The sequence below is a fragment of the Metabacillus sp. KUDC1714 genome (genome assembly GCF_014217835.1).
GTDB lineage: Bacteria > Bacillota > Bacilli > Bacillales > Bacillaceae > Metabacillus > Metabacillus rhizosphaerae.
This window is the reverse complement of sequence record NZ_CP055263.1, coordinates 3,728,954-3,755,139: the sequence shown is the minus strand read 5'-3', so window position 1 is coordinate 3,755,139 and position 26,186 is coordinate 3,728,954. Positions and strand designations below refer to the sequence as shown.

Sequence of the window (26,186 nt, the reverse complement as noted above, 5' to 3'; positions counted from 1 at the left end):
ACATATTTTTTTATAATTTTAATAATTAATTTACCGTAATACAACAAAGGTTTATAGTAATATATTTAATATTATAAGAATAATTACAAAAAACATTAGTAAACTTTTTCTAAAATTACCTCACCTAATTTTCCATACCACGTAAGAAATGGCAATCCATTAATTTACTAAAGTTTTCCCTTTTAGTTAATTTTTCTATTTTAAGAAAACAAATAGTTAATGTTTATCCTATAATTAAAAAACGGCATTGCTCTAAAAAGCAACACCGTAAAGCACAACCTTCATTTAATTATCAGAGCTATCATAAAGCTCAAATGCTCGTAAAGTCTTTTTCATTTTCACTTGCTCTTTTTCCTCATTGTCTTTTTTTCGCTTGTTCATTTCCTTATGCTCGTTAACATGTTCATCTCTTGAAATCCATGCTTTGAAGGCAGCTTGTGATTCCCATTTTGATACATAGACAAATTCAACTGTGTCTTTGTTTTCTCTACGCCAGCATTCAAAGGAAAGGATTCCTTTCGCCTCCTCTATCTGTGCTTTGTCTTTTTTACGCTTATTTACAAGACGCTCCTCGTACGCTTTTTCAATTTCAAAGGTTGCTGTGTTTACAAACATTTGTATCATCCTTTCAAATTATATATTGTAGTTTGTCATTTACTTGTTTTGCAAAATAATTTCTTGTTCGTTAGTAAATATGCTTATTTTTCGGTCGTAAATCCATATTTGTTATTAATCTAAATACTAAGCTGATTTGCGTAAAGATCATAATAAAATCCACGTTGTTTTAATAAATCTGCATGATTTCCTTGCTCAATTAATTCCCCATCTTTAATGACTAAAATTTGATCCGCACGCTCGATTGTTCTCAATCGATGAGCAATAACAAAGCTGGTTTTTCCTTTTGTTAGATTGCGAAGTCCCTTTTGAATTTCAACCTCAGTTCGCGTATCGATATTAGATGTTGCCTCATCTAGAATTAGAATATCGGCATCTGCTAGGATTGCTCTTGCGATTGATAGCAGTTGTTTTTGCCCTTGACTTATATTGGATCCACCAGCAGTAATCATTGTGTGGTATTGCGCTGGCAAATGCTTAATAAACCCATGAGCAGATGCTGTTTTGGCAGCTTGAATAATTTCTTCATCGGTTGCATCAAGTCTGCCATAACGGATATTTTCCATGACTGTTCCAGAAAATAAATACGGATCCTGTAGCACAATTCCGATTCTTTTTCGTAAATCTCTTAGTTTATAATCCCTACTATTTTTGCCGTCTATAAGAATTTCACCTGAATCGTTATCGTAAAAACGCATAAGTAAATTAATGATCGTTGTTTTCCCAGAGCCAGTTGGCCCGACTAAGGCTATCATCTCACCGGCACTAGCTGAAAAATCAATATTTTTAAGAATCTTTTTTTCATTGTCGTAGCTAAATTCAACATCCGAAAACTCGATATCCCCTAGAAACTTGCTTATAGAGATAGCATTTTTTTTATCTTTTAAGTCAGGCACTTCATCCATCGTTTCAAAAACACGTTCAGCTCCAGCTAGTGCTGCTTGAATCGCATTAAGTAAGGTTGACATCTGGTTAATCGGTCTTGAAAATTGCCGTGAATACGTTACAAATGAAGCAATGATTCCAACGGTTGTCATTCCTTTTAACGCCATAATCGCTCCCACACCAATCACTAGCCCTAAACCTAAGTTGCTGAGAAAGTTATTTGACGGACCAAGAAATCCTGAGAACATGTCCGCGCGCATCGCAGATTGACGTAGTCGTTCATTGACCACATGAAATTCAGAAAACGTATCATCCTCCTTACCGAACAGCGTAATAACCTCTCCACCACTAATTGATTCTTCAATAAATCCATTTAGTTCCCCCATATCCTTTTGTCGTTTTGAAAAGTTCTTCCGACTTATACTAACGATTTTTTTCGTCACAAAAAGCATCAGGGGAATTGTTATAAAGGATACAATTGCTAAGACCCAGTTCAAGGAAAACATAGCAATCGTCACACCTATAACAGTTAAAATCGATGAAATGATCTGGATGACGCTTTGACTTAGCGCTTGATTAAGGCTTTCAATATCATTCGTGAATCGACTCATTAGATCCCCATGCTTATGGCGATCGAAAAAATGTAAGGATAGTGTCTGAAGCTTTGTAAACAAATCCTCACGAAGGGAACCTATCGTTTTTAATGAAACATTAACCATTATATAGGCCTGTAGCCAAGTAAAAAGGGATGTAAAAAAATAAATCCCAAGCAGTAGACCAGCCATTCTGATCGTACCAGACACATCCTTGGGAATAATATAGTGGTCAATGATCACCCCAATATAATATGGACCTAGTAAACTTAATAAAGAAGAAAGGATGACAAATAGTGTTGATAACAACAAACCAGTCTTTTGTCTCTCCATATAGTTCCAAATTCGAAGCAAGGTCCCCTTCGGATCCTTTGTTTTAACCGGTGGACCAGGTATTCTTCCTTTTGGACCTCCCCCACCTGTTAATTGCTGCATTTTGGTTACACTATTGGTTTGATTACTCAACAACTACCCCTCCTTTCTCAGCTTGTGTATTGTAAATTTCTTGGTATAAAGGACAGTTCTCAAGCAGTTGTTGATGTGTCCCATTGCCAATAATTTCTCCATCATCCATGACAAGAATTTTATCTGCTTTAATAATCGATGAAATCTTCGAAGCAATCACAAATGTGGTTGTGTTATGAAAATCAGATTCCAAGGCTTGTAGAATGGTTGCCTCTGATCGAGCATCAACTGCTGATGTAGCATCATCTAAAATTAGGATTGATGGTTTTCTAATAAAGGCTCTCGCAATCGATAATCGTTGCTTTTGACCTCCTGACAGGTTTGTCGCTCCTTGGGTTAGTTGATGGGCATATTTGTCCTCAAACCCCTCGATAAACTCTGTAGCACAAGCATGTTTAGCTGCATTTTTAAGCTCTTCATTAGTTGCTGAAGTTTTACCATATTTAAGATTGGTTTCGATACTACCAGAAAATAAGATCGGCTTTTGTGTAATATAGCCAATCGACGAACGAAGGGATTCTAGATTGAGATTCTTCAGATTAACGCCATCAATGAGAATTTCTCCTTGGCCAACATCGTACAATCTTGGCAAAAGCTTTGCTAGCGTCGTTTTCCCACTTCCCGTTGGTCCAATTATGCCAATTTTTTCTCCTTTGGCGACAGTAAATGAGAGGTGTTTTAGCACGTGTTCACCATTTTTACTATAGGAAAAAGATACATCCTTAAACTCTATATCTCCCTCAACAGAAGTAACCTGCCGCAAATCTTCGAACCTTTCAATCTCATTTTTTGTTTCTAATACCTGTTGGATCCTGTCGGCTGATGGAAATGCGCGCATTAATTGCATAAGAACCATACTGCTCGACATTAACGCCATTAATATAATATTTAAATAGTTGATAAATGCAAGAATCATCCCAACCTGGATTGATCCTTCTTCCACACGTATCACTCCAAGTATGAGTGCAATAACAATTCCACAATTAATCACAAACAATAAAATCGGCATCAGGATCGTAATAATCTGATCAGCTGTCATCGTCGTTTTCGTTAACGAATCATTTACCTTCTTAAACAGGCCAATCTCATAATCCTTACGCACAAACGCTTTTACAACTCTTATCCCAGCAATGCTTTCCTGTAGTTTCGTATTTAGCTGGTCGATTCCTTCTTGTACTCGTTTAAACCATACACCTGCTTTTCTTGACAGAACAATAATGAAAAATAACAAAATAGGGATTAGGAAAAATAAAAGCGGAAACAGCTCTCTAGCCTGAAAAAAGACAATAATAATGCTACCGATAAAAAGAAGCGGACCTCTTACAAATACTCGCAATGTCATCATTAACGCTGTTTGAACCAATGAAATATCACTTGTCACGATCGTAATTAGTTTTCCAGCGCCAAACGAGTCACAATTTCCACTTGAAAAATCTTCTACCTTTTTAAACACATCACGCCTTATATCTGTTGCAAAATTCACGGCTGCTTTTGTACTGTAAATCGTACATCCTACCCCACCAGCTAGCCCAATAATTGCAGCAGCAATCATAAATAGTCCCATTTGTACGACATATGTCATATCATCATTTGCTATCCCGTTATCTATTATTTTTTGCATAATCAATGGTTGTAAGAGATCCATCGTTACCTCTAACGCCATTAATAACGGTGCAAGTACAATAAAAAACTTATAGGGCTCTGTGTATAATAACAACTTCCTAATGGATTTCATTTATCAAACTCCTATCTGTACTTGGTTATTTCCTTCCCTGCTTTTCAGACCAGTTAATCAACTCATTCCGTCCATTTTTAATAATTGACACAAGCTCAAGTGCAAGTGACGGATCATGCAATACATTCTTCATCGCAAACTGGAACTCTAATTGGAACTTCTCCATCTCTTCCCGTACTAATGCCGCTTCCTTTGATTGCTTCCACATTAAACGGACGCGCCATTCCTCCCAAAAAACATCATCCTCATCATGAATAATGTCTGAAAGAAACTCCACACCGACATTATTTAAGGTGTACACTTTTTTGTCCGCTTGCTCATCAACTGAAATCAAGTCTTTATCAAGCAAATCTTGTAAAGCAGGATAGATCGTCCCAGCACTAGGAGTATACAAACCATCACTTCTCTCTTCCAATAGCTTCATTACCTGATACCCATGTCTTGGCTCTTCCTTAAGAAGCTGGAGGATTGCTAGTTGAATAAGACCTCTTCGTTTTGAGAATTTTGTTTTAATTTTTTCTCTTAAGTGTGGAGGCTTTTCATAGAGGTGGCGGGCTTTTTTTAAACCTTTTTCTGAAAGTGATAACATCCCTTCCTTGCTGCGGAGCAATTCTTCATTAAGCAAATGATCAATTACATGATTCACATTTTGAATTTCGTCACTAAGAATATGTAGCAATTCCATCCTATTCATGTCTTTGCGGCTTATATGAGTAAGAATGGTGAGAATATCTTGTTTTTTAAAGACTGTCATACGAAACCTCCAATACATTTTTATCTATTACGATTAATATTAATCGATATATAGAATATTCACAATAAATATATCGATTATTTTTTTCGATATAAAAACATTGTTAATAAGGTTACTTAAAAATCTTATTTCTATAAGAAAAAAAACGACAGCGTATAACTACGCTGCCGTTTGGCTTATTAAATGTTTAATCTACTCTAACGGGAATGGAAAAGTACGCTACAAAAGCTATATGCAATAGATAAATCCTTCTCTGCGGGAGAATGGAGGATTTGATGATCGCTTTTTGCCCCAAGCAATCGTTTGTCTAATCCATCTACTTTCATAATTGATATCATGTTACAATTAACGAACAATAGAATCGGTTTTCTCAAGGGTGTCGGCACACTCCTAGTAAAGGGGGTGAGGCCGTTTGACGACTTTTGAATCTTTGATGTTTGCGGTTGCGTTTGCTAGTCTAATCGTAGCGATCCTATCATTTGACTCAAAAAAATAATCCACCCTTGAGTTAGCGGCTCAGGTGGATTATTTTTTTTCTACCTTATTGGCCGACTCCTTTATAGGAACCGACTATTGTAGACCGTTGGTGTTACAGCACCAGCGGTCTTGTTTAGTTAAGGGTAAGTATTTATTATATTATACTTAACTTTTATTGGAAATGACAATGATAAATAATTTATGCTTCAGTGTTTTTTACTTATTCATCTATTTATTAAAAATCCGTTAAGGTTTAAAGGAAGGGGGAATACGAAGCCACTCATGTTGTTCCAGATATCGTTTTACTTTTAAGCCATATATAGTTTTTCTCATTATTATTTTCATAAAGATCACACCGACATCCGACCGAATTGATTCTGTAAGTCCTCTTGACGCATAGTTAACACCCATTGCCAAATTATATGACATTAAATTAGCAATTTCTTCGTCATTTAATTTAGCACCCTCTGGAATTTTCTGATATTCGAAAGTAGGCTTTTCCGGAGTTGATTGTGGTAAAGGAACTCCTTCCTTCTTTAGAAACTCGGCAATTTCCTTTTTAATAGGAATATGTAAATTTTCTTTTACATCTTTTAATATTAGCTTTAATTCTTCATCCTGAGAAAGATTATAGCCAATTTCTTCATTCCTCATCGTCGTTTCAGTACCTAGTAGAAAAAACCAAAGATTGGTTACCTCCATTACATTCAATGGCTTCTTTTCATCATCCATAAATGGTTCAAATGCATCATGAATTATTTCAAATAAGTTCACGTCTATTTATCCCACCAAACATAAGATGTAATTTGTTCTAATCATATGGTTTCCAATAGACATAAAAAAATGCTACTTACTGAAATATTTTTCGAAAAGCTTTTCCGCTGTTCGAGTAGCAAGTGCCTGTGTTGTAAGGGTTGGGTTCGCCCCACCTATGCTATTAAAATGTACACTGTTATCAGCAATGTATAATCTTTTTACCTGATATGATTCACAATTCTGGTCAACAACAAAGCCCATTCTCATTGTGCTTTCCAAATGGATCATAACACCTGAAGGCCAATTAGATCTAATTATTTTTTTTGCCCCTGCTTTACGTAGAATATTAGCCGCCATCTTAGCCAATTCACTCTGTCTCTTAATTGATCGTTTTGTAGGTTTATATTGTACGATAGGAATAGGTCCATGTTCATCACTAATAAACGGATCGACCGTAACTCCATTTCGTTGATCCACTTCATCATCTGTACATAATACGATACTTAACGTTTTACGATAGTTTGTCATTAATTCTTTCAATTCATAACCAATAATTCGCCCCTGTGAGTCCTCATGCCTATTTGGTATAGTAGGATGTAAAATATTGTATCCAGATTCACTCATCCCATAAAAAGAAGCAGTTAAGCCTGGACTCATTCCAACGGTCTGCAATGAACCTAGTCCAGGATAATCTAGCCTTGCACCGCAAGTGTGTCCAACAAAGGGATCAATAGTTTCGCATCCTAAAATTAAATTCAAGTCTTTCTCATCAAATATTCCCGTTAACCAGTCCATGTAATGATTAACCAAGCCTTTTCCTACCCATGGATTCTTAGGCAACCCTGAATTTAACCATAGACGAGGACTTTCAATGCTCCCTGCTGCCATTACAACAGCATCTGCCAGTAATTCTTCCTGCTCTCCAGTCCAAACATCTCGAACAATTACTCCTATGGCACTTGAGTCTGAAGAAGCTTTATTTTCAGTTATGATTTTTATCGTAAACGCATTCGGTCTTATTTTGACATTACCGGTCCTTAATGCAAGCGGAATGTAGCTCACATTTGTTGAACGCTTTGCAATTTTATCCATTGAAGGTCCATGCGGACAACCATTTATACAATGCCCTGCAAGTGTACAGCCCTCCAATAATGATAACTGTTCAAGTGGAATAGTAGGATTAGTAAGATTCTTATTAGGAGGCAATATAGCGTTAGGCTGCGGACGAAACCCAGGGGTTGTTACATTTAGAGTAGGAATCAGCTCCCAGCCAGCCTGTTTCGCCCCAAAGTAGAATAAGTCTTCTTTTGCAGTTGTTGGCGCAAAATTAACAGGTAAAATAGCTTCAACCTTTTCATAATATGGAACCAATTCTTGATACGAAAGAGGCCATACATGATCAACTGCTTCTGGAAACGCACGAGGAGAATTGGCTGTATATGTTTGTGTTGTTCCCCCTATACCAGAATTTTGCCAAATTAGCGCTTTTTGATTCGTTTTCCGGAACCACTGTGGAAGACTGCGATTTGCTGGTCCCCAGCGTAATCTACCAAAAACCAAATCATTCATGTTTGCTTCATACTTGTTAAATAATTGTCTGTACAGGCTTATATCTAAATCATTATAGTGAGAGCTAAATTTGGCTCCTGGCTGTTGATTAGGGTGTGGCCATTTTTTGTTACCATACCATGGACCTGCTTCCAGAACTAGAACGTTTAATCCCATCTCTCCAAGTTCCTTCGCGATAACTGCACCTCCACCGCCTGCTCCAATCACAATCACATCCTGATCAGCCATTATGGTCACTCCTTTTGTGCGGATATTTTAATAAAAATCCTCGTAAGTCACGATATCCAAATGCTACCCCTGGATAGTTTGATTGACACCAACCGATTGGAAAATACTCTAATCGTCTATTATCAGGCGGTAAAAAACGGGTTGTTCCATAAGCCGTCCATTCTGAATAATAACCAAATAGGGTGAGTTGGTTTAGCACATCCATCATATTACGAATAAGTCCAGGGTTATTCGTATAAGGTGTTGGCAAACTTGCAAGATTAATGTCAAGGCAATCTAATAAGGTAATAACACGCAATCTATCACTTCTCGATAGATAAGTAAACGGAGTCCTTTTCGTAAACACCCTCATGTCTAGAGGACATTTTGCCTGCCCTGACTGAATTAAATAAGCAGCTGCAGTATTCAGCAAACGCGCTGTAGCAGTTGACATTGAAGAATTATTTAAGTTTAGCTGTTCCTCTGTTGTATAAGCCAATGAATGATCAAGTGTCCATATAACATATTCATATACTTTTACAAGCACTGCATCTTCTACTTGAACGGCTCCTCTTGTTGAAGCTATGTATTCTATAGGTTGAATAATCATCTGAACAAGTGCACGGAAAGTAGTCCTTGTCTGAAGGTCAAGAATTCCAATGTTGTCTCCGGTTCGCAAAAGCTATCCTCCTTTAGGGTATGTTCCCTTCCTCTTAATCTTATTTTGCGTTTATTTTTCTATGTCTAGAAGTTATTTTTTAACGTAGAAATTATAAGATACCTACGCTTAATCCGCATATTCGCATTCAACTTGAAATGGTCTTAGTCACTTTATTCTTTTATTCCCAAGTGCAAGCTCAACCTTACAAATTAGAATTTAGATACATATTCCCACAAATAATAGGTGAATTTAAATATATTAATTAATCTTAATGAAGCAAATGAAGAGTAGCGTTATTAATTTTTGGAGGTTTTTTCGTGGAAAATATCAATCATAATGTTGAACTTACTTCAGCAGAAATAGCAAATCTTTGGACTCAATATATGAATGATTCTTTATCAATTTGTATTCTTTATCATTCTATTGATAAGGCACAAGATGAAGATATAAAGGAAGTACTCAAATTTGCTCTTAAGATAGCTGAAAACCATATTGACAAAATTAAGGAATTTCTGAAACAAGAGAATTTTCCCGTTCCAAAGGGTTTCACCAAAGAAGAAGATGTTAACCTTAATGCCCCTCCTCTATTTACAGATACCTTTATGTTAGTATATATGCACGTGATGACATTACTAGGTTTAACTGGCTATGCTGGTGCTGTAGGCACTTCTTCCCGCAAAGACCAAATAGCCTATTTCATTCAATGTAATAAAGAAACAATGGAGTTATACGAACGGACCATAGATGTTATGCTGAATAAAGGCATTTACAGTAAACCCCCGCGTATTAATACACCAAATCAAATTGACTTTGTAGATCATCAACGATATTTATCGGGGTGGTTTGGGAAAAAACGTCCCTTAAATGCCATAGAAATTAGTGGGATTAATTTTAACATGCTAAAGATTATCGCTAAGGTTGTTTTAGAAATTGGCTTTGGACAGGCCTGTCAATCAAAAGAAGTTAAAAAGTATTTCCAAAGAGGAAAAGATATTTGTGAAAAACAGTTCAGTATTCTTAGTTCCACTTTAACGAAAGATAATTTAGCATCTCCAGCTTCATGGGTATCTGAGGTAACAAATTCAACTGTTCCGCCCTATTCAGATAAACTAATGTTAAATCATATTGTCATCTTAGTATCCTCAGCGGTCGGATATTTTGGAGCTGGGGTATCTGTTTCTCAAAGAAGAGACCTTGCTTTTGAATACACACGTCTTATGGCTGAGGTAGGGTTATATGCTGAAGATGGAGCAGAACTATTAATAAGTAACGGATGGTTGGAACAACCACCTTTAGCTTCTAACCGAGAAAATTTGGCGGAGCATAAATAATTATTTACACAAAATCCTATGTTAATCTTTTAGATTGAAGATCTTTTTTTAATAAGGTTCGTTAAAACAGTTGCTTTCTTCATTATAAACTGTCAAGATAGTGAAGATAAAATACTTTTAAAGAACTCGTAGGTGATTAACATTATCGAAATTAAAACATCCCCACTCAGTGATGGGGAATTCAATAGAGGAGTATTTGCAACGACTGATATAGCAAAAGGTACTCTTCTTCATGAAGCACCCGTCATTTCTTATCCAAATGAGCAGCATGTTCATATCGAAAAAACGCTACTTGACGATTATGCGTTTGAATATGGACTAAACCACACTGCGATATTATTAGGCTATGGTATGCTATTTAATCATTCGTATGAGCCTAATGCTACTTATGATATCAATTTTAAAAACCATACATTTGATTTCTTTGCATACAAAGATATAAAAGCTGGGGAAGAGATTCTTATTAACTACAATGGTGAAGTTGATGACAACGAACCACTATGGTTCAATAAAGATGAGATTGCAAATGACAAGGATGAAACAAAAGACTGATTATTACCCTTTTACTCTTAAATTCTAATAGTACACCACCATAGCGAATTAGACCCACTTCTAAAGTTTTAATTCGTATAATCACTTAAGTAGCCTCTTGGCATTAATTCGTCCATTTTCATGCAAGATCTTAGGACAATAACCAAGAGGCTTTTGTATATACAAATAACTCTAACTTCTCCGTTTTTCATGCATGTACTTCATCCACTTCTTCAGCTTATAACTACAAATAAAATACCCTACACTAGCGATAAAAGATACTCCAATTGATAGCTTCAATATAAGGGGATGTATGGTATAGATACCTGCAGCAATTCCGATGAAGCCAAATATAGTTAATTGGAATAACTGTTTTTTATGATTTTCATAGATAATGAATTGAAATTGTCTTCTTTGCTCGATTTCCTTTATTTGTTCTAATTTTTTAGGAGCATCTAAAAACTCTGTAACAGAATGAAACAGCTTAAATATCGGCTGTGATTGAAGCCATTGCCAAACAAATGACCATTTATTATTCCCTTGTTTATTCAACCACTCCATAAAAACGGGTTTCATTAAATCAATAAGCTCCTCCTCTGGTGCCAAATTGAGGAGTATGCCTTCTATCGTTACAAAAGAGCGACCTAAAAAGACAAATCTAGTTGGCACCTGAATGGGTAGGGCTTGAATCATATCATTCATTTCCAATTTTAATGCAATAACATCCATTTCTTTTAACTGGTCAGGATGAAAGGACATAAATTCAGCTAGTAGCTTCTCGATCGTTCTTGATTCAGCGCCAGGGAGCAAAAATCCTAAATGAAACAAGCAATCTACAGCTTTTGTATAATTTTTACTAAGAAAGCTTTCAATTAAACCTTGAAAATAAGTAGCATCCTTTTTGGTAATTTCCCCTACCATTCCGAAATCAAGTAAGATGATTTTTCCTTCCTTTGAAACGAGTATATTTCCTGGATGTGGGTCAGCATGGAATGTACCAGGTTCAAGCCATTGTGGAAGGAATACTTGGAGGAGTCGCCCAGCCAATTCTTGACGGCTAACTTCTAACTGATCTAAAGCCTCCTCATTTGTGAGCCTTATTCCTTCAACCCATTCCATCACCAGTACCTTTGAAGTACTGAGTTCCGAATACACTGAAGGAACCTGTACTACTTCCATATCCTTAAATCTTTCGCTAAAAAAGAGCAGGGCTTTTAGCTCCTTCGTAAAATCAAGTTCTCGTTCAATCACTTGTTTTAGTTCCTTAAACAGGACTTTAAAATTAATAAATCCTTTTGGAATAGGAACAAAGTGATCAGCAAACCAAATGATGATACCCAAAGTCCGGAAATCAGTTTGCACAATTGACTGTATATTAGGACGTTGAACTTTAATAGCAACTTCTGTACCATCTTTCAAAATACCTTTATAGACTTCTCCTATCGACGCTGAGGCAATTGCAGTTTTTTCAATTAATAGAAAGTGTTGATCAAGTGAACTCCCCCATTCCTTTTCTAAAATCATCTGAATCTCACTCCAGTTAGATGGGGGAACCTTATCTGTAAGATCTTGTATTTGATGGATAAATGCATTTGGAAGTAGATCGGCGCGAATACTCAGAATCTGACCAATTTTAATGAGCAATCCCTCTAATTCAAAAAGTGTATTGCGAAACCTCTCCCCTATTTTCTCCCACAACTTTTCCCATTCTACTTCAGGCTTTCTTCGAATTTTATACCAATAAATTTGTATGAAGATGATAAAAGCCATAGATAGTACCTTTGACATCCGAACTAACTTGTTCTTAGTTTTCATCACGGACCTCTCATTTCTTTTAACAATTATTTGAAAAAGTATTTTGCTTACAATAATTCAACAAAAATGGACACTTCTCCTTCTTATCGTAAGTTGTGGGACTAATGAAAGAAAAATAACTAAGATAAGTTACAGAGGCGAAATGAGTACTTCATCTAAAGATACAAACTAGGAATAATTCAAAGCACAGGCATCATAATAGGGTAGAAAGGATGTGTGTTTATGACAAATGAGACAATTATAGTGGAACTAAACACTTTATTAAGGGGTACATATATGGGTATACGTTCACTTGAACACTATATTCAAGAGGTAGAAAATGATGAATTAAAGAATAACTTTCAATCAATGCAACAGGACATAAAGCTTAATGCCCAGAAAATAGCAGAACGAATACAGAATCTAGGCGGAGTTCCAGCTGACGATGAAGGTGTCTCTGGATCAATGCACAGCTTTATGCATAAAATCATGCTCCCTAATGATTCAAGAAAAATTATTGAAGATGCTCTAAAAGGAGTAGATAACTATGGTGTGCAATATTCAGAGGAACTTGTAAAGGGTGATTTAGATCCAACTAGTAAGCAAATTGTTGAAGAAGTAATTGATAATAACCGAAGACATGTTGAACACTTGAAACATTTACTACATTAATAAAGTGAAATCGAGAAGACCAACAAAAGGTCGTTGGTCTTCATGTTGGACAATCATGCTATATAAGCACAATAAATAAACTGCTACATAGGAATTGAAGCCAATCTCATGTAACTGATGAATTAACGAATAAAATTTATTTCTCTTCTCTCTGCTTTCTTATGTGTTTTTCTACGACATAAGCAAGGTAACCAACAGATAGCAGCCCTATTCCCCCAAAAATAACAGCTATAATGTCAGATGGGGCAATTTTGAAATTTATAAACATTGTAATAAAGCTAAAACCAATTATAATAAGAGCTAGCCAGTGTGAATATCTTGAAAAAATTTTGTTCATTACAAATTCTCCCTCGTAAATAGATGGTATATCTAATTCTACATTAATAGGCCATATAATGCTCTGAGTATCCTAAAGTTTTCATCTACTTCTAGAATTATAAGAAACGGTGCAAAAATAAATTCCAGCATAAAAGTGCCATCTCCAAAGTGTTTTATAAAGAGAGCTGTTCTCGATCTTGAGGTTGGGTTTTGTTTAGTGATTGTTTCCTCAGCTACTTCCAATTATACTAACTCCTTTTTTATATCAATCTTATAAGGTTCATTTCCTCCTTCATATATTTTAGAAATTAATGTGAAGGAAAAGGAGAAGACTTTATGTTATTTTCAATACAATAATCATTATTTTTACTTTAATTGTTGATAATAAAAGAAATCAGAGACCATTTGTCTCTGATTTCTTTTTTAGAGCTTAATCTTTACAAATTTACGTTTACCTACCTGAACAATTAAGCCGTCAATGATAGTAAGCTGTAATTTTGTATCTTCCACTGTGTTTCCGTTTATTTTTATACCTCTATTTTCTATCATTCTTCTAGCCTCACTCTTTGAGCTAAACATTTGCAAGCTAACGAGTAACTCGATGATTGATATCTTCATCTCACCTTGCCACTCTATTACTGGAATCTCTTTAGGAATAGACCCTTTTTGAAAGACCGAAATAAAATGGTGTTCAGCCTTCTCAGCTTCTTCAAGTCCGTGGTACATTCTAACGATTGTCTTACCGAGTAACATTTTCGCATCTCTAGGGTGTAGCTCCCCTGTTTTAATTTGAACTTTAATAGCTTGAATTTGTTCAGGAGTTAAATCTGTTATTAATTCGAAGTATTTATTCATTAATTCGTCTGGAATAGACATCGCTTTCCCGTACATTTCTTGTGGGCTTTCATCAATACCGATGTAGTTTTTCTTTGATTTCGACATCTTCTCTACACCATCAAGTCCCTCTAATAATGGCATTAACAATGCTATTTGCTTTTCTTTTCCAAATTTTTCTTGGAAATGTCTGCCCATCAAAATGTTGAAATGCTGATCTGTTCCACCTAGTTCTATATCACACTCTAATACCACCGAATCATATCCCTGCATTAAAGGGTAAAAGAATTCATGAAGGGATATAGGCTTTCCAAAAGCAATTCTTTCTTCAAAATCATCCCTTTCTAAGAGTCTTGCAACAGTTATTTTCCCTGCCAGTTGAATGACATCTTCAAAATTCAATTTTGACAACCATTTAGAGTTATAATGTAGCTCGACTTTTTCCATATCGATAACCTTTGCAAATTGTTCGAAGTATGTTTTAGCATTATGTTTAACTTCTTCATCTGTTAATTGTTTTCTAGCCACGGATTTTCCTGTTGGATCTCCAATTTTCCCCGTAAAGTCACCAATAATTAGTTGGATAATATGACCATTCTCTTGAAATTGCCTAATTTTGTTAAGTACTACCGTATGTCCAAGATGTACATCTGGAGCAGAAGGATCTAGGCCTAATTTTATTTTTAGAGGTTTGTTCTCTAAAATGGACTTGGCAATTTTATTTTCTAACTCTTCGGTTGGAATAATTTCTTTTGTTCCTTGGCTGTAAATAGCCATTTGTCTATTTACCTCTGATCGTTGTTCCTCGTTCAATTGTTCTATTAAATTACTCATTTTGGTTCCTCCTAATATAAATATAAAAAACCACATCCCCAATAATAAAAGGGACGTGGTCTTCTTGTTCACGCGGTACCACCCTAATTGATAACATAATCCCTCCACTCAACGATTAACGGCTCGTCCGTTCTTTGCTACTTGTTTCACAAAGAAAACTCAAGGAATGTAATTCGTGTTATCTTTGTATCGATTTGCACCATCCATCGACTCTTTGTTAACAGGGAGATAACTACTACTGGGTTTCCCATCATAGCTTTTCAATATATTATTGTTGATCTTCAAAAATGATTTTCCCGAATTACTTTTCTAAGTAATTTTGTCATACTTTTTTGTTCATCTACTGACAAACCAGAAACAATCTCTACTTCTCCTTTATGGAATCTTGGATAAAGAGTCTCCATCACTTGCCTTCCCTTATCTGTTAAAACGACGTAGGTAATTCGTCTATCTCTGTTATCGCTTTTTCTGTAACATAGCTCTTTTCGTTCAAGTGTTTTCGTTATATTACTAACCGTGGCTTTTGAGACCCCTGCTGACACGGCTAATTTTTTTGTCTCGATTGATTCCCATATCCACAAATCATAAACAATTGAAAATGCCGTCCATGATAATCCATATTCAGATAAGACTTCCTGTTCCATTTTGTTTCTTAATCCTTGTGCGACGCGATAAAGATTTGTAACAACTGCAATTGCATCTAGATTTAGCGATTCTATAGGGGTTTTAGTTAACTGATTGATTGTATCTATTTCTTCAGGAAGCATTTCTCCAGCATCATTAAATGAATGTATTTGAATCACCTCTTTGAATTTTCATAATCGTTAGCTATGAAACGATATTATCAAAAATAAGAAAAGAATGCAATAAAGGTATTAAGTCAAATGTTACCACTTCTTTATGAAAAGCTTATTTTTTTCTATTACCTGATAGATAGTTAGCATGGTTTTCCCGTGATAAACCAAGCAGAACTGAAGTCATCATAAAAAAACGATTAAGAACAGAAGTCTTAACCGATTTCTTATTTTATTTAAAATTAATCCGATTTAAGATTTTTGCTTTTTCATAGTGAAATACTGATTTAGATAATTCAAAGATGGTTCCGTTGGTTAAGCATACTGTATTTTCAATAATCAATGCTGGATCTAATGGTTTAACATGCAATAATTCCGCATTTGCTTCACCAATTTTTTCGCAATTGATTACTTTATCAGCAAATCCTATGTTTAATTTTAAATCCTCAATAAGGTACCTATAAATAGAACTCGATGCAATATCTTCATTTAAATATGGCACAATGTCTTTTTTAAAGTAACTTATTTCAATTGAAAAGGGTTCTTTATCAACAATTCTCAGCCGCTTAATATAATAAAGATTTGCCCCCACTTCACAACGCAATTGTTTTGCTATTACTTCCTCTGCTTCTACCACATGTAATTCCAGAATTTTTGTCTCTATTATTTTAGATGTTAAATCTTTTGTTAATCCTCTAAGACTGCCTAAATTTATATAATCTGTTATGGATTTTTCCCGTAAAAACATTCCACTACCTTGTACCTGATAGATAAGCCCGAGATTGACTAGCTGATTAATTGCTTTTCGGATCGTATTTCGGCTCACTTTAAAATTATTTATCAGTTCTTCTTCTGTTGGCAGCTTTTTTGCTGTATCGAATTTCCCATCCCTAATATCCCGTTCTAAACAATCAGCTATTTCTTTATATTTTACAGCCATATAATCTCCCTATTATTCGTTCAATTATTTACTGCCTCTATTATACACAAAACCTCTTGATTAAAATCAAGAGGTTTTCATTTTTCTTAGAGCTCTTCTCCTCGCGTCTCTATAATATGCTTATACCAATGAAAAGACAGCTTTTTCTTGCGGTTTAAATTGTTTTGTTGATCCACATAGATAAATCCGTATTGCTTTTTATATCCGTTTAACCAGCTTAATAGATCAATGACAGACCATGCGTAATACCCTTTTAAATGAATGCCTTCTTTGATTGCACGTTTAATCACTTTTAAATGTTCCTCAATATATTTAATCCGAGGAACATCTACTATTTCTCCATCAATAATCGGATCCTCATCACCAAGTCCATTTTCTGTTACATACATTTTAATATCACCATATCGCTCTTTTAACATATGCAGTCCATCTATAAATCCTTGGGGTGAGATTTCCCATCCCCATTTAGTATATGTTTTATCTTCCATTTTTACGGTCCGATAAAAACCATCAAAAGAAGGATTGCCTGGCGCTAGAGTAGACGTTTCCCTTGAATGTTCCATGGATGAAACAGTCTCGTTATTTTTTTCTACTCGAATCGGTTGGTAATAATTAAGTCCTATAAAATCATTTTTTCCTGCATTTCTTTTTAAGGTAGCAAGTTCTTCTTCCGTCCAACTTGGCGTCCAACCTTTCTCCTTTAATTGCTCGACCACATATGAAGGATATTCTCCCTTTAAAATTGGGTCATAATACCAAAGGGTTTCATATTCATTGGCATGTCGAGCAGCTACTACATTCTCATGACGATCATCTACACTGAAAGCTGGTAAGAAAACATGTGTAATACCAATCTCGCCGTAATGATTCATTTCCTTATATACCTCTACAGCTTTTGCATGTGCATAAAACACGTAATGTGTCGCTTGAAAATATTTATTCTCATCATTTTGAATACCAGGCGGATGTGCTCCTTTTAAATAGCCTAACCCACAAAACATAACCGTTTCATTAAACGTAATCCAATGTTTGACACGATCCCCGAATGCTCGAAAACAAACTTCAGCATACTTAATAAAGGCTTCAGCTGTTCGCTTATTCGTCCATCCCCCATCTTCTTCAAGCGTAATAGGCAAATCCCAATGATATAGTGTGACAAATGGAACAATACCGTACTTTAAACATTCATTAATTACATTATTATAAAATTCCAAACCTTTATCATTGACTTCTCCGTCTCCTGTTGGCAAAATACGTGCCCATGAAATGGAAAATCGGTATGATTCAAGACCCATCTCTGCCATTAATTTAATATCTTCTTTGTATCGATGATAATGATCTATGGCTACATCTCCGTTTGTTCCCTTATACGTTTTACCTGGAATCTTTGAAAAGACATCCCAATTTGTTAATCCTTTACCATCTTCATTCCATGCACCTTCTATTTGATAAGAAGCAGAGGCCGCTCCGAATAAAAAATCATGTGGAAACTTCATTTTATACCCTCCGTTTTTAATCCAACCAATTTTATTCATTACTATATATTATATTTATTGGTACAAATATTTAAAGTGATTATATACTTTTTTTCAATATTTGACTACATAAACTTCTTAAAATAGTTAAATAGAAGAACAAAAATAGTATTTGCTATAATCTGACTAATTAAAACCGAGTGGAAATCGAGTAGGAGGGGGTGACTAACCCCCGACCTCTCACACCACCGTACGTACCGTTCGGTATACGGCGGTTCAAATTAAGTGTGACGTAAAGTTTCGTATCGTTCAGATAGACTTTTGAGACCCTCTTTTCTCCAGAAAGAGTTATTGAGGGCACGGTGAAGGATTGGACTACTGGTTATTCGCCAGTAGCCCTTTCTGCTATTTCCCCATTCATATGCTTTGTGTTTATCAATTCCTAGTCCTATAAGTTTCCTTATCCTTGTTTTAGGAAGTTTCCACTGTTTCCAGTAACACAATCTCAGTCTTCTTCGAATCCAACTTTCCAAACCTTTAAAGATACTTGGAGTATCTGCCAATGCGTAATACCCACACCAACCCACTAAATACTGATTTAATTTCTTTATTCTTACATCCATTGGTATCGGTGATTTTCTTGACGTTATTTCCCTAACCTTCTGTTTAAATCTCTTGATACTTTGTTTGGATATACGTATTTTCGGCTCTTTTCTGTTAGTAAAACTAAAGCCTAAGAATTTTCGGTTCCATGGTCGATCTACGGCTGATTTCTCACGATTTACCTTTAAACTAAGCTTCTTTTCAATGAAAGACGTTACACCCGCCATTGTTCGTAAGCCAGCTTTCTTAGATTTCACGTAAATATTACAATCATCCGCATACCTCACGAATTTATGCCCTCTATTCTCTAATTCTTTATCTAACAAATCTAGAATGATATTTGAAAGTAGTGGACTTAGCGGACCTCCTTGTGGAGTTCCCTCTGTATTTTGTGAGACCACGCCACCCATCATAATCCCGACATTGAGATATTTTCGAACAAGATTTAGTAGAACTTTATCGTCAATACGCTTTGACAGTAGCCCCATGAGTTTGTCATGGTTCACTTTATCGAAGAATTTCTCTAAGTCTATGTCGACTACCCACCTATAACCATCTTCGATGTATCTTTTCGCTTTCCGTACAGCGTCATGCCCTCGCCTTTGTGGACGAAACCCATAACTGTTTTCAGAAAATGTTGGGTCATAAATTGGGGTTAATGTTTGAGTAATCGCTTGTTGAATGAAACGGTCTATCACGGTAGGGATTCCTAGTAATCTAACTCCGCCGTTTGGTTTCGGGATTTCGACACGACGAACGGGTTGAGGTTCATAGGTTCCCTGTTGGAGAGACTTTCTCAATTCGTCCCAGTGCTCGACAATATACGAACGCAGGTATTGGGTCGACATCTTGTCTACACCGTGACTGCCTCCGTTACGTTCCACTCGTTTAAGAGCGTTCAGTAAGTTTTCTCGTGATAGAATTCGTTCCATTAACATTAAGATATATCCTCTCTACGTGAATGAGATGTTCTATTTGTGCCATTAGTAGCTCCACCCTCTTGAAGTCCCCTGTGTATTCACCACTTCTTCCTTCAAGTAAGTCTCGTAAGAGATTGTCTGCTTCTACACTACTTATGAACGCCTAGTTCTCATCCTTCCTAACTTGTTCAGTCCTTCCCTTTCATTCTCGAGTTTGAAAGGTACTATGACCTCTGCTGACTTCTGACTGTTCAGCTATCTATCACTAGATAGGTTACCAAGAGTGCTTGGCTTATCAGTCAGACCTCCCCAGGTAAGAGTACAGTCTTTCACTCCATCTATCTGCTTCATTTACTCTATACCACCTTCGGCAGAAAGGACTTTGTTTTGTTAAGCAAACTCATCCAATGGTATCTAGCCTTATATGAAGTTCGTGTTCCTCAGACCGGAGGTTTGCCGCTCGCTTCCTTCAGATTCTGCGTCACCACAGACACCCTTGCGTTAAGATACTGCTACTTCTGCCTTCACAGTTCGGGACTTTCACCCTATAGACTGCACCCATGCTGGGCGCACTTAAAAAAGACGTTAATCCTACTGGATCACGTCCTTTTAGATAAAAATGAAAATAACCCTTACTTACCTTTTGAATATGAATTAATAAATAATAGTAAAGCAATTAACCCTAACTTCCTTCACGATTTCTTGCCTTTCTTAACACAACATAGGTCAACAATCCCAAAGGCCCAAACATAAGTGTCAAAAATAATATTATTGATTGGAGTGGTAATGGGATAAATCTGTACTCCAAATTTTCTTGATAAATAAAATGTCCTACGAATAGATCGAAGCAAAGAAGATGGATCCATACCAATAAGGCAAAATTAGGTTCTGACAGTAATTGAATAACTCCAGTTGCAGAGCTAAAATACTGCATAAAACCGATGCCATTCATAAAAATAACTGTGATAATTCCGACAATATATAGGATTGATAAATAGATTGGAAATATTTTTAGATCTGCAATAAAACGTGTCACTCTCCATGTAGGAAGAACGATCATCAGCAACCAAACCACTATCCCAATACTCGCGAGTGAAAACAATAGCTCAAACATTTACTCTTCTCCTTTCCCTAAAGAGATCTATCTTGTTTTAAGAAAGTTGATTTCCTCACCCTTTTAAGAAACAGCCAACCTGCAAAAATCGTCGTCCCTAGCCAAATAAATAACAAAATGATCGCAAGGATTGGAAATGTTGAAAATTCAAAAACAGTGTTGCCTAATCCAGTTTGAATACCTATGACAATAATTGATAGCATCCAAGCAATACTACCATAGTGAATGAGTGATTTTTTTAACTTTTCATTTATTTGGGCTCGTTCCAAAAACCATCCAGGCACAATCAATGTTTGTAAAGCATGAAAGCCAATTCCATGTAATACAATTAAATTTCCTGCATCACCTGTAAATCGATCTTGAAGCAAAATCATCCATACACCCCCAAGATTTGCTATGAAAACAGAAAGTAAGGCATAGCGAATCCCTAAGATAAGCAATGGGCGCTCAACAGGAGCATTAAGTCGAAAAAACTGAATCGTAAGCAACAAGGCAAGTGTCACTAGCACTAGTGAATCAACGCCAAATAGGATTCCAGCGATTATATCAAAAACAGATCCATCACGAGAAAATCGTGGATTTAGCCCGCGGAAATTTTGAATCGTCTCGACTGTATAGGCATATAAAGCTGTTATGATAAAGAGCCACCGCATCATCTTTCGACTTCGATCTCTAAACTGCGCAAAAGGTAAAATCGCTGCAATTGATAGTACAAAGACACCGATTGCTGCATTAAATGAAAAGGCATCCTTTACATTACCTTCAGGTAAAATAATTGGATCTTGAAAAAAAAGATAAATTCCAATCCCTGCAGCAAGTATAAAACCAATACTACTCGTAACGACAAGCCACTTTTCTCCTTCAAATAGCTTAATTACAGGTTCATACGTATCATGTCGGCCAGATCTCATAGAATTCGCCAAGATTTTTCCCTTCTTTCAATTTGGGTTTTATTTATTTATCAGTCAATAAATAATGTTACAAAAAAAGAAAGATTAATTACTCCTTCTTTTTCACTCTACCTCATTTTTTCCATTGCATAATTGTGGTAAATTTAAGACCTCTGCAACAGTAATCAGCAATCCCGTGCCAATAAAATGTGCTGCTGTTTCTTTTGCTTGATTAATTCCCGCTCTTTCAAATTTCATGGTTAATGATTCAAAAATGGTAAGAAACAACTTTCGTACATGGTCACGAATGCCGACATCTGAAATAGTATGAGCTTGCATGACCATCAAAACTTCATCACGATGAGTTTTGATAATTTGCGTAAATGCACGCCCCATCGTTTCGATTAATTGATCAGCTGGTCCATTGACTTCGGCAAATGTGTCATATATTCGACTAAAGGCACGATCAATAACAGCTTTGAATAATTCTTCCTTGTTTGCAAAAAAGTGAAACACATATGGCTGTGTTACTCCAGAAGCCTTTGCCACCATTGCAGTTGTTGCTTTGTAGTATCCCTTTTCAGCAAATACCCCTACTGCATTATCAATTATTTGTTCCTTCTTATCTTCACGGACAGCCACTAGAATCAATCCTTTTATCTATTTATTGATCAATAAATAAATCTTATTAAAAATTGAAATTTTTGTCAAGATTACTTTTTAATATTTAAGGAATATGATTTAGCTTATTTTTTGTATTTCGCTATCGTCTGCCTCGGCGATCGTTCTCAATTTTCTACAATACGCCTCAAGCCTTAGATGCAAATAAAACCTTAGTTCATTGTAAGTATTTCCTTAATTATTTAATATTAACTTATCGATATTCTTTAGCAAATCCAATTGAAAATATAGTGTTAGAAAGAAGGTATCTCATTGAAAAAACTTTTTGTATTACTATTTTTTGTTGTCGGTCTCTTATTACTCATTGTCACAAACACCTCCTGGTTATCATTCGGGCAGAGCAATAATCAAATAGAAGTAACAGAAAAAATTGATTTGATTGAAATTGATGTATCAAGTGTGAGTACAACAATAATTCCTGAAAAAAGAAACAACGTAAAAGCTGAATACAAAGGAAAGGGAAAAGTGACAGTGCAGGAAAATGGTGATGCAATTAAGGTCAAGTTTGAATCAAAAAATCAGTTCAATTTCCTTTCATTTTTTAATAAAAAGAACTTAACAATTTACATTCCAGAAGATTATGATCGTGATATGGTGATTGATAGTGGTTCAGGGAAACTTTCCTTTTCTGGAGAATCAAAAAATGAGCCTATGCATTTAAAAAACCTTACATTAAATATGAGCTCAGGCCATGTGCAATTAAGCAATATTAATACAGAATACTTCGAACAAGATGGCTCTTCAGGCTATGTGGGAATTGAATCCTTCACTACAAAGAAAGGTTCCTTTAACATGAGCTCGGGAAAATTGGATGTAAAGGATTATTCCGGAGAAGTGGAGGCACAGGTTACATCTGGTCAACTCACTCTAAAAATGAACAAATTATCGGACTCTGTTAAAGTTAAACTAAATTCTGGTTTTGCAACACTTGATTTACCATCCAACGCTGATTTTACGTTAAACGGAAAAATAGGTAGTGGAGCAATCTCAACTGATTTTTCACTTATAGATTCTAAAGAAGAAAAAGATAGGATTGAAGGAAAGCATGGTTCAGGTCAGCATGATCTAGATTTAGATGTAAATAGTGGAAAAATTGAGGTAAAATAATACCCCTACACTTAAACAGCATATAGAAAATATGCTGTTTTTCTTTTTTTGGAAAATAGCTGAATTTCCCATTGTTATCGAGTAGAATAGTTAGCTTAGATACTCAATCCTCGCTAAACATCTACATTTCATTTCACAACTCAATCTAGGCTTCATTCATTAAAAGTCTCTTTAAAACTCTTTTTTTCAGTCACAACTATACTTAAAAAACATATAAGTATATAAATGTGAATTAGGGTATTGGTCTACTTAATTTAATACAGTTTTTGTATATAAATGCAAGTGAAATATACCTGCTTTATAAATAAATGTTTTAACCACAGCATTTCAAATAAACTTCCTTGTGATATAGGATAATCATATTTATGGAACAGGAGTGCGGGGAAATGAAAAAAAGCAATGAATTATTAGATCTACCCATTATTAGTATTTCCGGGGTTAAAAAAATCGGAAAAATCAAAGGGTTGATTATCAATCCTGATAATTTTTCTGTAGATTTTTTAACGGTGGAACAGGAAGATTGGCAAGTTGGTGTAAAAGCGGTTCCTTTTAAAAAGATTGTTGGAATTGGAGAAACTGCTGTGATGGTAGAACATGACAATTCAGTTATCGACTTAGATGAGATTCCTATTGTGAATCAATTATTAAATAAAAAGATTCATATTATTGGTTCACAAGTGCTGACAAGAAAAGGATTTCTCTCAGGTGAGGTTTCTGACTATTATTTCAATGAGGGAACTGGTCAATTAGAAAATCTACTCATATTGTCTGGTAACAAAGAAACGTATTTTCCGATTGAAAATGTTATCTCTTTAGGGAAAGAACATGTAATCATAAATGATTCCTTACAAGAAATCAACAACCAAATTTCAGAACAGATGATGAATCTGCAGCAAGCTACTCCTATACAAACTGGAGCAGTAAGTCAGAACAACACAGATAGAAAAGCAGCTTTAAAAGCCAAGTTAATTGAATTATTAAAAGGAAATTCAATCAAAAAGGATATCTTTAGCAAGTCAGGTGAGTTGCTGTTTGAAAAGGGTACTATATTATCATGTGAGGATATTAAAGTTTTACACGACGAAGGGGCTAAAGTCTTAATTGAAATTTCTTTGGATCTTAATGAATAATTATGGTACTTAAACTAAGAAATCCCCTATTGCACTCCAAATCGGAATGTAATAGAGGATTTCTCAGTACTTTCTATTGTCCTATATTAACTTCATTAACATCACTTTCATATACAAGCCAATCAACCCCGTTTATTTGATTGGAAACATCAATGATTTTCTGTAATACACGATCAGATTCAGATCCACTTAAAACGGTTGGTTGATAATCATTCCGATTGGAAACTGATGAAATTGAGAAAGGTATGATGTTGATTTCTTTTTTGTTTGTGAGATCCCCATTTTTTAAATGAAAGATTTGTTGAAATACAAAGGTATCCTTATCACTTGGATTTCGATTTCCGCCAAACATAAAGTTGCCGAGACTATAGACGATAAATTTCCCTTTATATTCTTCGATTCCTTGTACAACGTGTGGATGATGTCCAAGGATAAGATCTGCCCCACTGTCTATCGTATACCTAGCCAATGATTTTTGTTCTTCATTTGGGACGTACTGTTTTTCATCTCCCCAGTGATAATGAACCAAAATAATCTCTACATCATTTTCGCGTAATGCCTTAATATCCTGCTCAACAGTATTGCGTATTTCAGGGTTATCCCCCCATCCCTCATATCCTAACGCACCTATTTTCACCCCTTTAATCGTTTTTATAAAATGATGGTCATATCCAAAATATCCGATTTCATGCAACTTTAGTGCTGATATCGTATCATCAAAACCTTTATCTAAGTAATCAAAGATATGATTGTTTGCTAGATTTACAGCTTCTATGCCACCAAGTTCTAAAATTTGTGTATAAGAAGGATCTCCTTTAAAAGTGAATGTCTTATCTGCCTTCTCCGTAGCAGTTGTTAAAGTCGTTTCTAAATTTACAGTTGTTAGGTCATCTTCTAAGAAGGTCGTCCCCAACCCCTCAACAAAGTAGGGAAGTCCATTTGTTTTAGCTTCATCGACAAATGAATCTGTATACTCAAAACGTTCATCGGTTCCTAGTGTAAAATCCCCAGCAGCACTTATTTTAATCGTGGTTTCTGTTACGGTTTCCTGCTTTTTATTCTCATTTGTGCTTTGTTCCTGCTTTTGCTTTTCACTATCTTTTAAGCTCTGTTCCTGCTTCGTTTTAGTCAGATCAGTAGAAACTTCTTCAACCTTAAATAGGTTAAAAATGAAAACTCCAATGATGATCAAAAAACTAAAAAGGATAAAGTGCCTAACAGACTTTTTCAATCTCCTGTGTTTTCTTTTAACTCTAGTTCTATTCAAGTTGTTTTCATTATGCATTTTTCCAATCCCCTTATTTATAGATCATAAATAGTTTAATACTTTTATAACGAAAAAAGTACTGTGTTTGTTACATTATTTGTGAAAATTATGATACAAAAGTTGTGTATCATAGATTGAATTGTACAGAGACTAGTGAAAATTTTCAGCTGGTACTTATTTTTTTAGATTCGACATGAAAGCGCTTGTTTTTATATGCTATAAAACGTAATATAT

At 35.4% G+C, this 26,186-nt stretch carries 24 protein-coding genes and 1 other annotated feature; of the genes, 5 read left to right on the top strand and 19 right to left on the bottom strand.

The genetic code is table 11. The features are described 5' to 3' along the window. Window positions 1-285: 285 nt before the first annotated feature. The 7 genes from HUW50_RS17270 to HUW50_RS17240 all read right to left on the bottom strand — a co-directional run bounded on the left by HUW50_RS17270 (window position 286) and on the right by HUW50_RS17240 (window position 8,735). On the bottom strand, window positions 286-615 hold the full coding sequence (locus tag HUW50_RS17270) for an antibiotic biosynthesis monooxygenase family protein (protein ID WP_066331510.1): 330 nt from the start codon (window positions 613-615) through the stop codon (window positions 286-288). 119 nt (window positions 616-734) lie between these two features. Then, window positions 735-2,528 (bottom strand): ABC transporter ATP-binding protein, encoded by a 1,794-nt coding sequence (locus HUW50_RS17265; RefSeq protein WP_066331713.1) that lies wholly within the window; start codon window positions 2,526-2,528, stop codon window positions 735-737. Between the two features lie 22 nt (window positions 2,529-2,550). Further along, complete coding sequence (locus tag HUW50_RS17260) at window positions 2,551-4,293, bottom strand: ABC transporter ATP-binding protein (protein WP_066331513.1); 1,743 nt, start codon at window positions 4,291-4,293, stop codon at window positions 2,551-2,553. Window positions 4,294-4,318: 25 nt separating this feature from the next. Continuing rightward, complete coding sequence (locus HUW50_RS17255) at window positions 4,319-5,047, bottom strand: PadR family transcriptional regulator (RefSeq protein WP_066331517.1); 729 nt, start codon at window positions 5,045-5,047, stop codon at window positions 4,319-4,321. 723 nt (window positions 5,048-5,770) lie between these two features. Then, a complete protein-coding gene (locus tag HUW50_RS17250; RefSeq protein WP_066331520.1) occupies window positions 5,771-6,298 on the bottom strand; it encodes a DUF3231 family protein in 528 nt (175 codons plus the stop codon). Window positions 6,299-6,370: 72 nt separating this feature from the next. Further along, complete coding sequence (locus tag HUW50_RS17245) at window positions 6,371-8,077, bottom strand: GMC family oxidoreductase N-terminal domain-containing protein (RefSeq protein WP_066331528.1); 1,707 nt, start codon at window positions 8,075-8,077, stop codon at window positions 6,371-6,373. Continuing rightward, window positions 8,070-8,735, bottom strand: a complete 666-nt coding sequence (locus HUW50_RS17240; protein WP_066331538.1) for a hypothetical protein — start codon at window positions 8,733-8,735, stop codon at window positions 8,070-8,072. The genes HUW50_RS17245 and HUW50_RS17240 overlap by 8 nt, the downstream gene beginning before the upstream one ends. Before the next feature lie 299 nt (window positions 8,736-9,034). Here HUW50_RS17240 and HUW50_RS17235 point away from each other — a divergent pair, with 299 nt between their 5' ends. Together HUW50_RS17235 and HUW50_RS17230 are read left to right on the top strand one after the other, a co-directional pair. After that, a complete protein-coding gene (locus HUW50_RS17235; RefSeq protein ID WP_066331540.1) occupies window positions 9,035-10,048 on the top strand; it encodes a DUF3231 family protein in 1,014 nt (337 codons plus the stop codon). A gap of 141 nt (window positions 10,049-10,189) precedes the next feature. Then, window positions 10,190-10,600 (top strand): SET domain-containing protein, encoded by a 411-nt coding sequence (locus HUW50_RS17230; protein ID WP_066331720.1) that lies wholly within the window; start codon window positions 10,190-10,192, stop codon window positions 10,598-10,600. Window positions 10,601-10,771: 171 nt separating this feature from the next. Here HUW50_RS17230 and HUW50_RS17225 read toward each other — a convergent pair whose 3' ends face one another. After that, window positions 10,772-12,394: an ABC1 kinase family protein gene (locus tag HUW50_RS17225; RefSeq protein WP_066331550.1), complete on the bottom strand. Its 1,623-nt coding sequence runs from the start codon at window positions 12,392-12,394 to the stop codon at window positions 10,772-10,774. A 222-nt stretch (window positions 12,395-12,616) separates the two neighbouring features. On the opposite strand from HUW50_RS17225, the gene HUW50_RS17220 reads away from it, so the two are divergent. Beyond that, window positions 12,617-13,045 carry a DUF2383 domain-containing protein gene (locus HUW50_RS17220; RefSeq protein ID WP_066331556.1) on the top strand — a complete coding sequence of 143 codons (429 nt, stop codon included), beginning with the start codon at window positions 12,617-12,619 and terminating at the stop codon, window positions 13,043-13,045. Window positions 13,046-13,181: 136 nt separating this feature from the next. Here HUW50_RS17220 and HUW50_RS17215 read toward each other — a convergent pair whose 3' ends face one another. The 10 genes from HUW50_RS17215 to HUW50_RS17170 form a co-directional block, all read right to left on the bottom strand. After that, complete coding sequence (locus tag HUW50_RS17215; RefSeq protein ID WP_185653071.1) at window positions 13,182-13,382, bottom strand: hypothetical protein; 201 nt, start codon at window positions 13,380-13,382, stop codon at window positions 13,182-13,184. Between the two features lie 38 nt (window positions 13,383-13,420). Continuing rightward, window positions 13,421-13,606: a hypothetical protein gene (locus HUW50_RS17210; protein WP_066331566.1), complete on the bottom strand. Its 186-nt coding sequence runs from the start codon at window positions 13,604-13,606 to the stop codon at window positions 13,421-13,423. A gap of 180 nt (window positions 13,607-13,786) precedes the next feature. After that, window positions 13,787-15,031: a tyrosine--tRNA ligase gene (tyrS, locus tag HUW50_RS17205; protein WP_185653070.1), complete on the bottom strand. Its 1,245-nt coding sequence runs from the start codon at window positions 15,029-15,031 to the stop codon at window positions 13,787-13,789. A gap of 46 nt (window positions 15,032-15,077) precedes the next feature. Further along, window positions 15,078-15,294 (bottom strand) — a binding site (T-box leader). An 18-nt stretch (window positions 15,295-15,312) separates the two neighbouring features. Next, window positions 15,313-15,798, bottom strand: coding sequence for a MarR family transcriptional regulator (locus HUW50_RS17200; RefSeq protein WP_066331571.1), 486 nt, complete (start codon window positions 15,796-15,798; stop codon window positions 15,313-15,315). Window positions 15,799-16,057: 259 nt separating this feature from the next. Then, entirely contained in the window at window positions 16,058-16,765 is a 708-nt protein-coding gene (locus tag HUW50_RS17195; protein WP_066331577.1) for a GntR family transcriptional regulator, read from the bottom strand. 86 nt (window positions 16,766-16,851) lie between these two features. Next, window positions 16,852-18,261, bottom strand: a complete 1,410-nt coding sequence (locus tag HUW50_RS17190) for a glycoside hydrolase family 1 protein (protein ID WP_066331580.1) — start codon at window positions 18,259-18,261, stop codon at window positions 16,852-16,854. Between the two features lie 260 nt (window positions 18,262-18,521). Continuing rightward, window positions 18,522-19,781, bottom strand: a complete 1,260-nt coding sequence (gene ltrA / locus HUW50_RS17185; RefSeq protein WP_185653069.1) for a group II intron reverse transcriptase/maturase — start codon at window positions 19,779-19,781, stop codon at window positions 18,522-18,524. A gap of 664 nt (window positions 19,782-20,445) precedes the next feature. Next, window positions 20,446-20,877, bottom strand: coding sequence for an ABA4-like family protein (locus HUW50_RS17180; protein WP_066325651.1), 432 nt, complete (start codon window positions 20,875-20,877; stop codon window positions 20,446-20,448). 17 nt (window positions 20,878-20,894) lie between these two features. Next, window positions 20,895-21,800 carry a hypothetical protein gene (locus HUW50_RS17175; protein ID WP_232328957.1) on the bottom strand — a complete coding sequence of 302 codons (906 nt, stop codon included), beginning with the start codon at window positions 21,798-21,800 and terminating at the stop codon, window positions 20,895-20,897. Window positions 21,801-21,890: 90 nt separating this feature from the next. Then, window positions 21,891-22,409: a TetR/AcrR family transcriptional regulator gene (locus HUW50_RS17170; protein ID WP_066325640.1), complete on the bottom strand. Its 519-nt coding sequence runs from the start codon at window positions 22,407-22,409 to the stop codon at window positions 21,891-21,893. 291 nt (window positions 22,410-22,700) lie between these two features. On the opposite strand from HUW50_RS17170, the gene liaG reads away from it, so the two are divergent. Together liaG and HUW50_RS17160 are read left to right on the top strand one after the other, a co-directional pair. After that, window positions 22,701-23,555: a LiaG family protein gene (gene liaG, locus HUW50_RS17165; protein WP_066325638.1), complete on the top strand. Its 855-nt coding sequence runs from the start codon at window positions 22,701-22,703 to the stop codon at window positions 23,553-23,555. 386 nt (window positions 23,556-23,941) lie between these two features. After that, window positions 23,942-24,685 carry a PRC-barrel domain-containing protein gene (locus tag HUW50_RS17160; RefSeq protein WP_066325636.1) on the top strand — a complete coding sequence of 248 codons (744 nt, stop codon included), beginning with the start codon at window positions 23,942-23,944 and terminating at the stop codon, window positions 24,683-24,685. A 73-nt stretch (window positions 24,686-24,758) separates the two neighbouring features. Here HUW50_RS17160 and HUW50_RS17155 read toward each other — a convergent pair whose 3' ends face one another. Further along, window positions 24,759-25,970 carry a CapA family protein gene (locus tag HUW50_RS17155; protein WP_066325635.1) on the bottom strand — a complete coding sequence of 404 codons (1,212 nt, stop codon included), beginning with the start codon at window positions 25,968-25,970 and terminating at the stop codon, window positions 24,759-24,761. Between the last annotated feature and the right edge of the window lie 216 nt (window positions 25,971-26,186).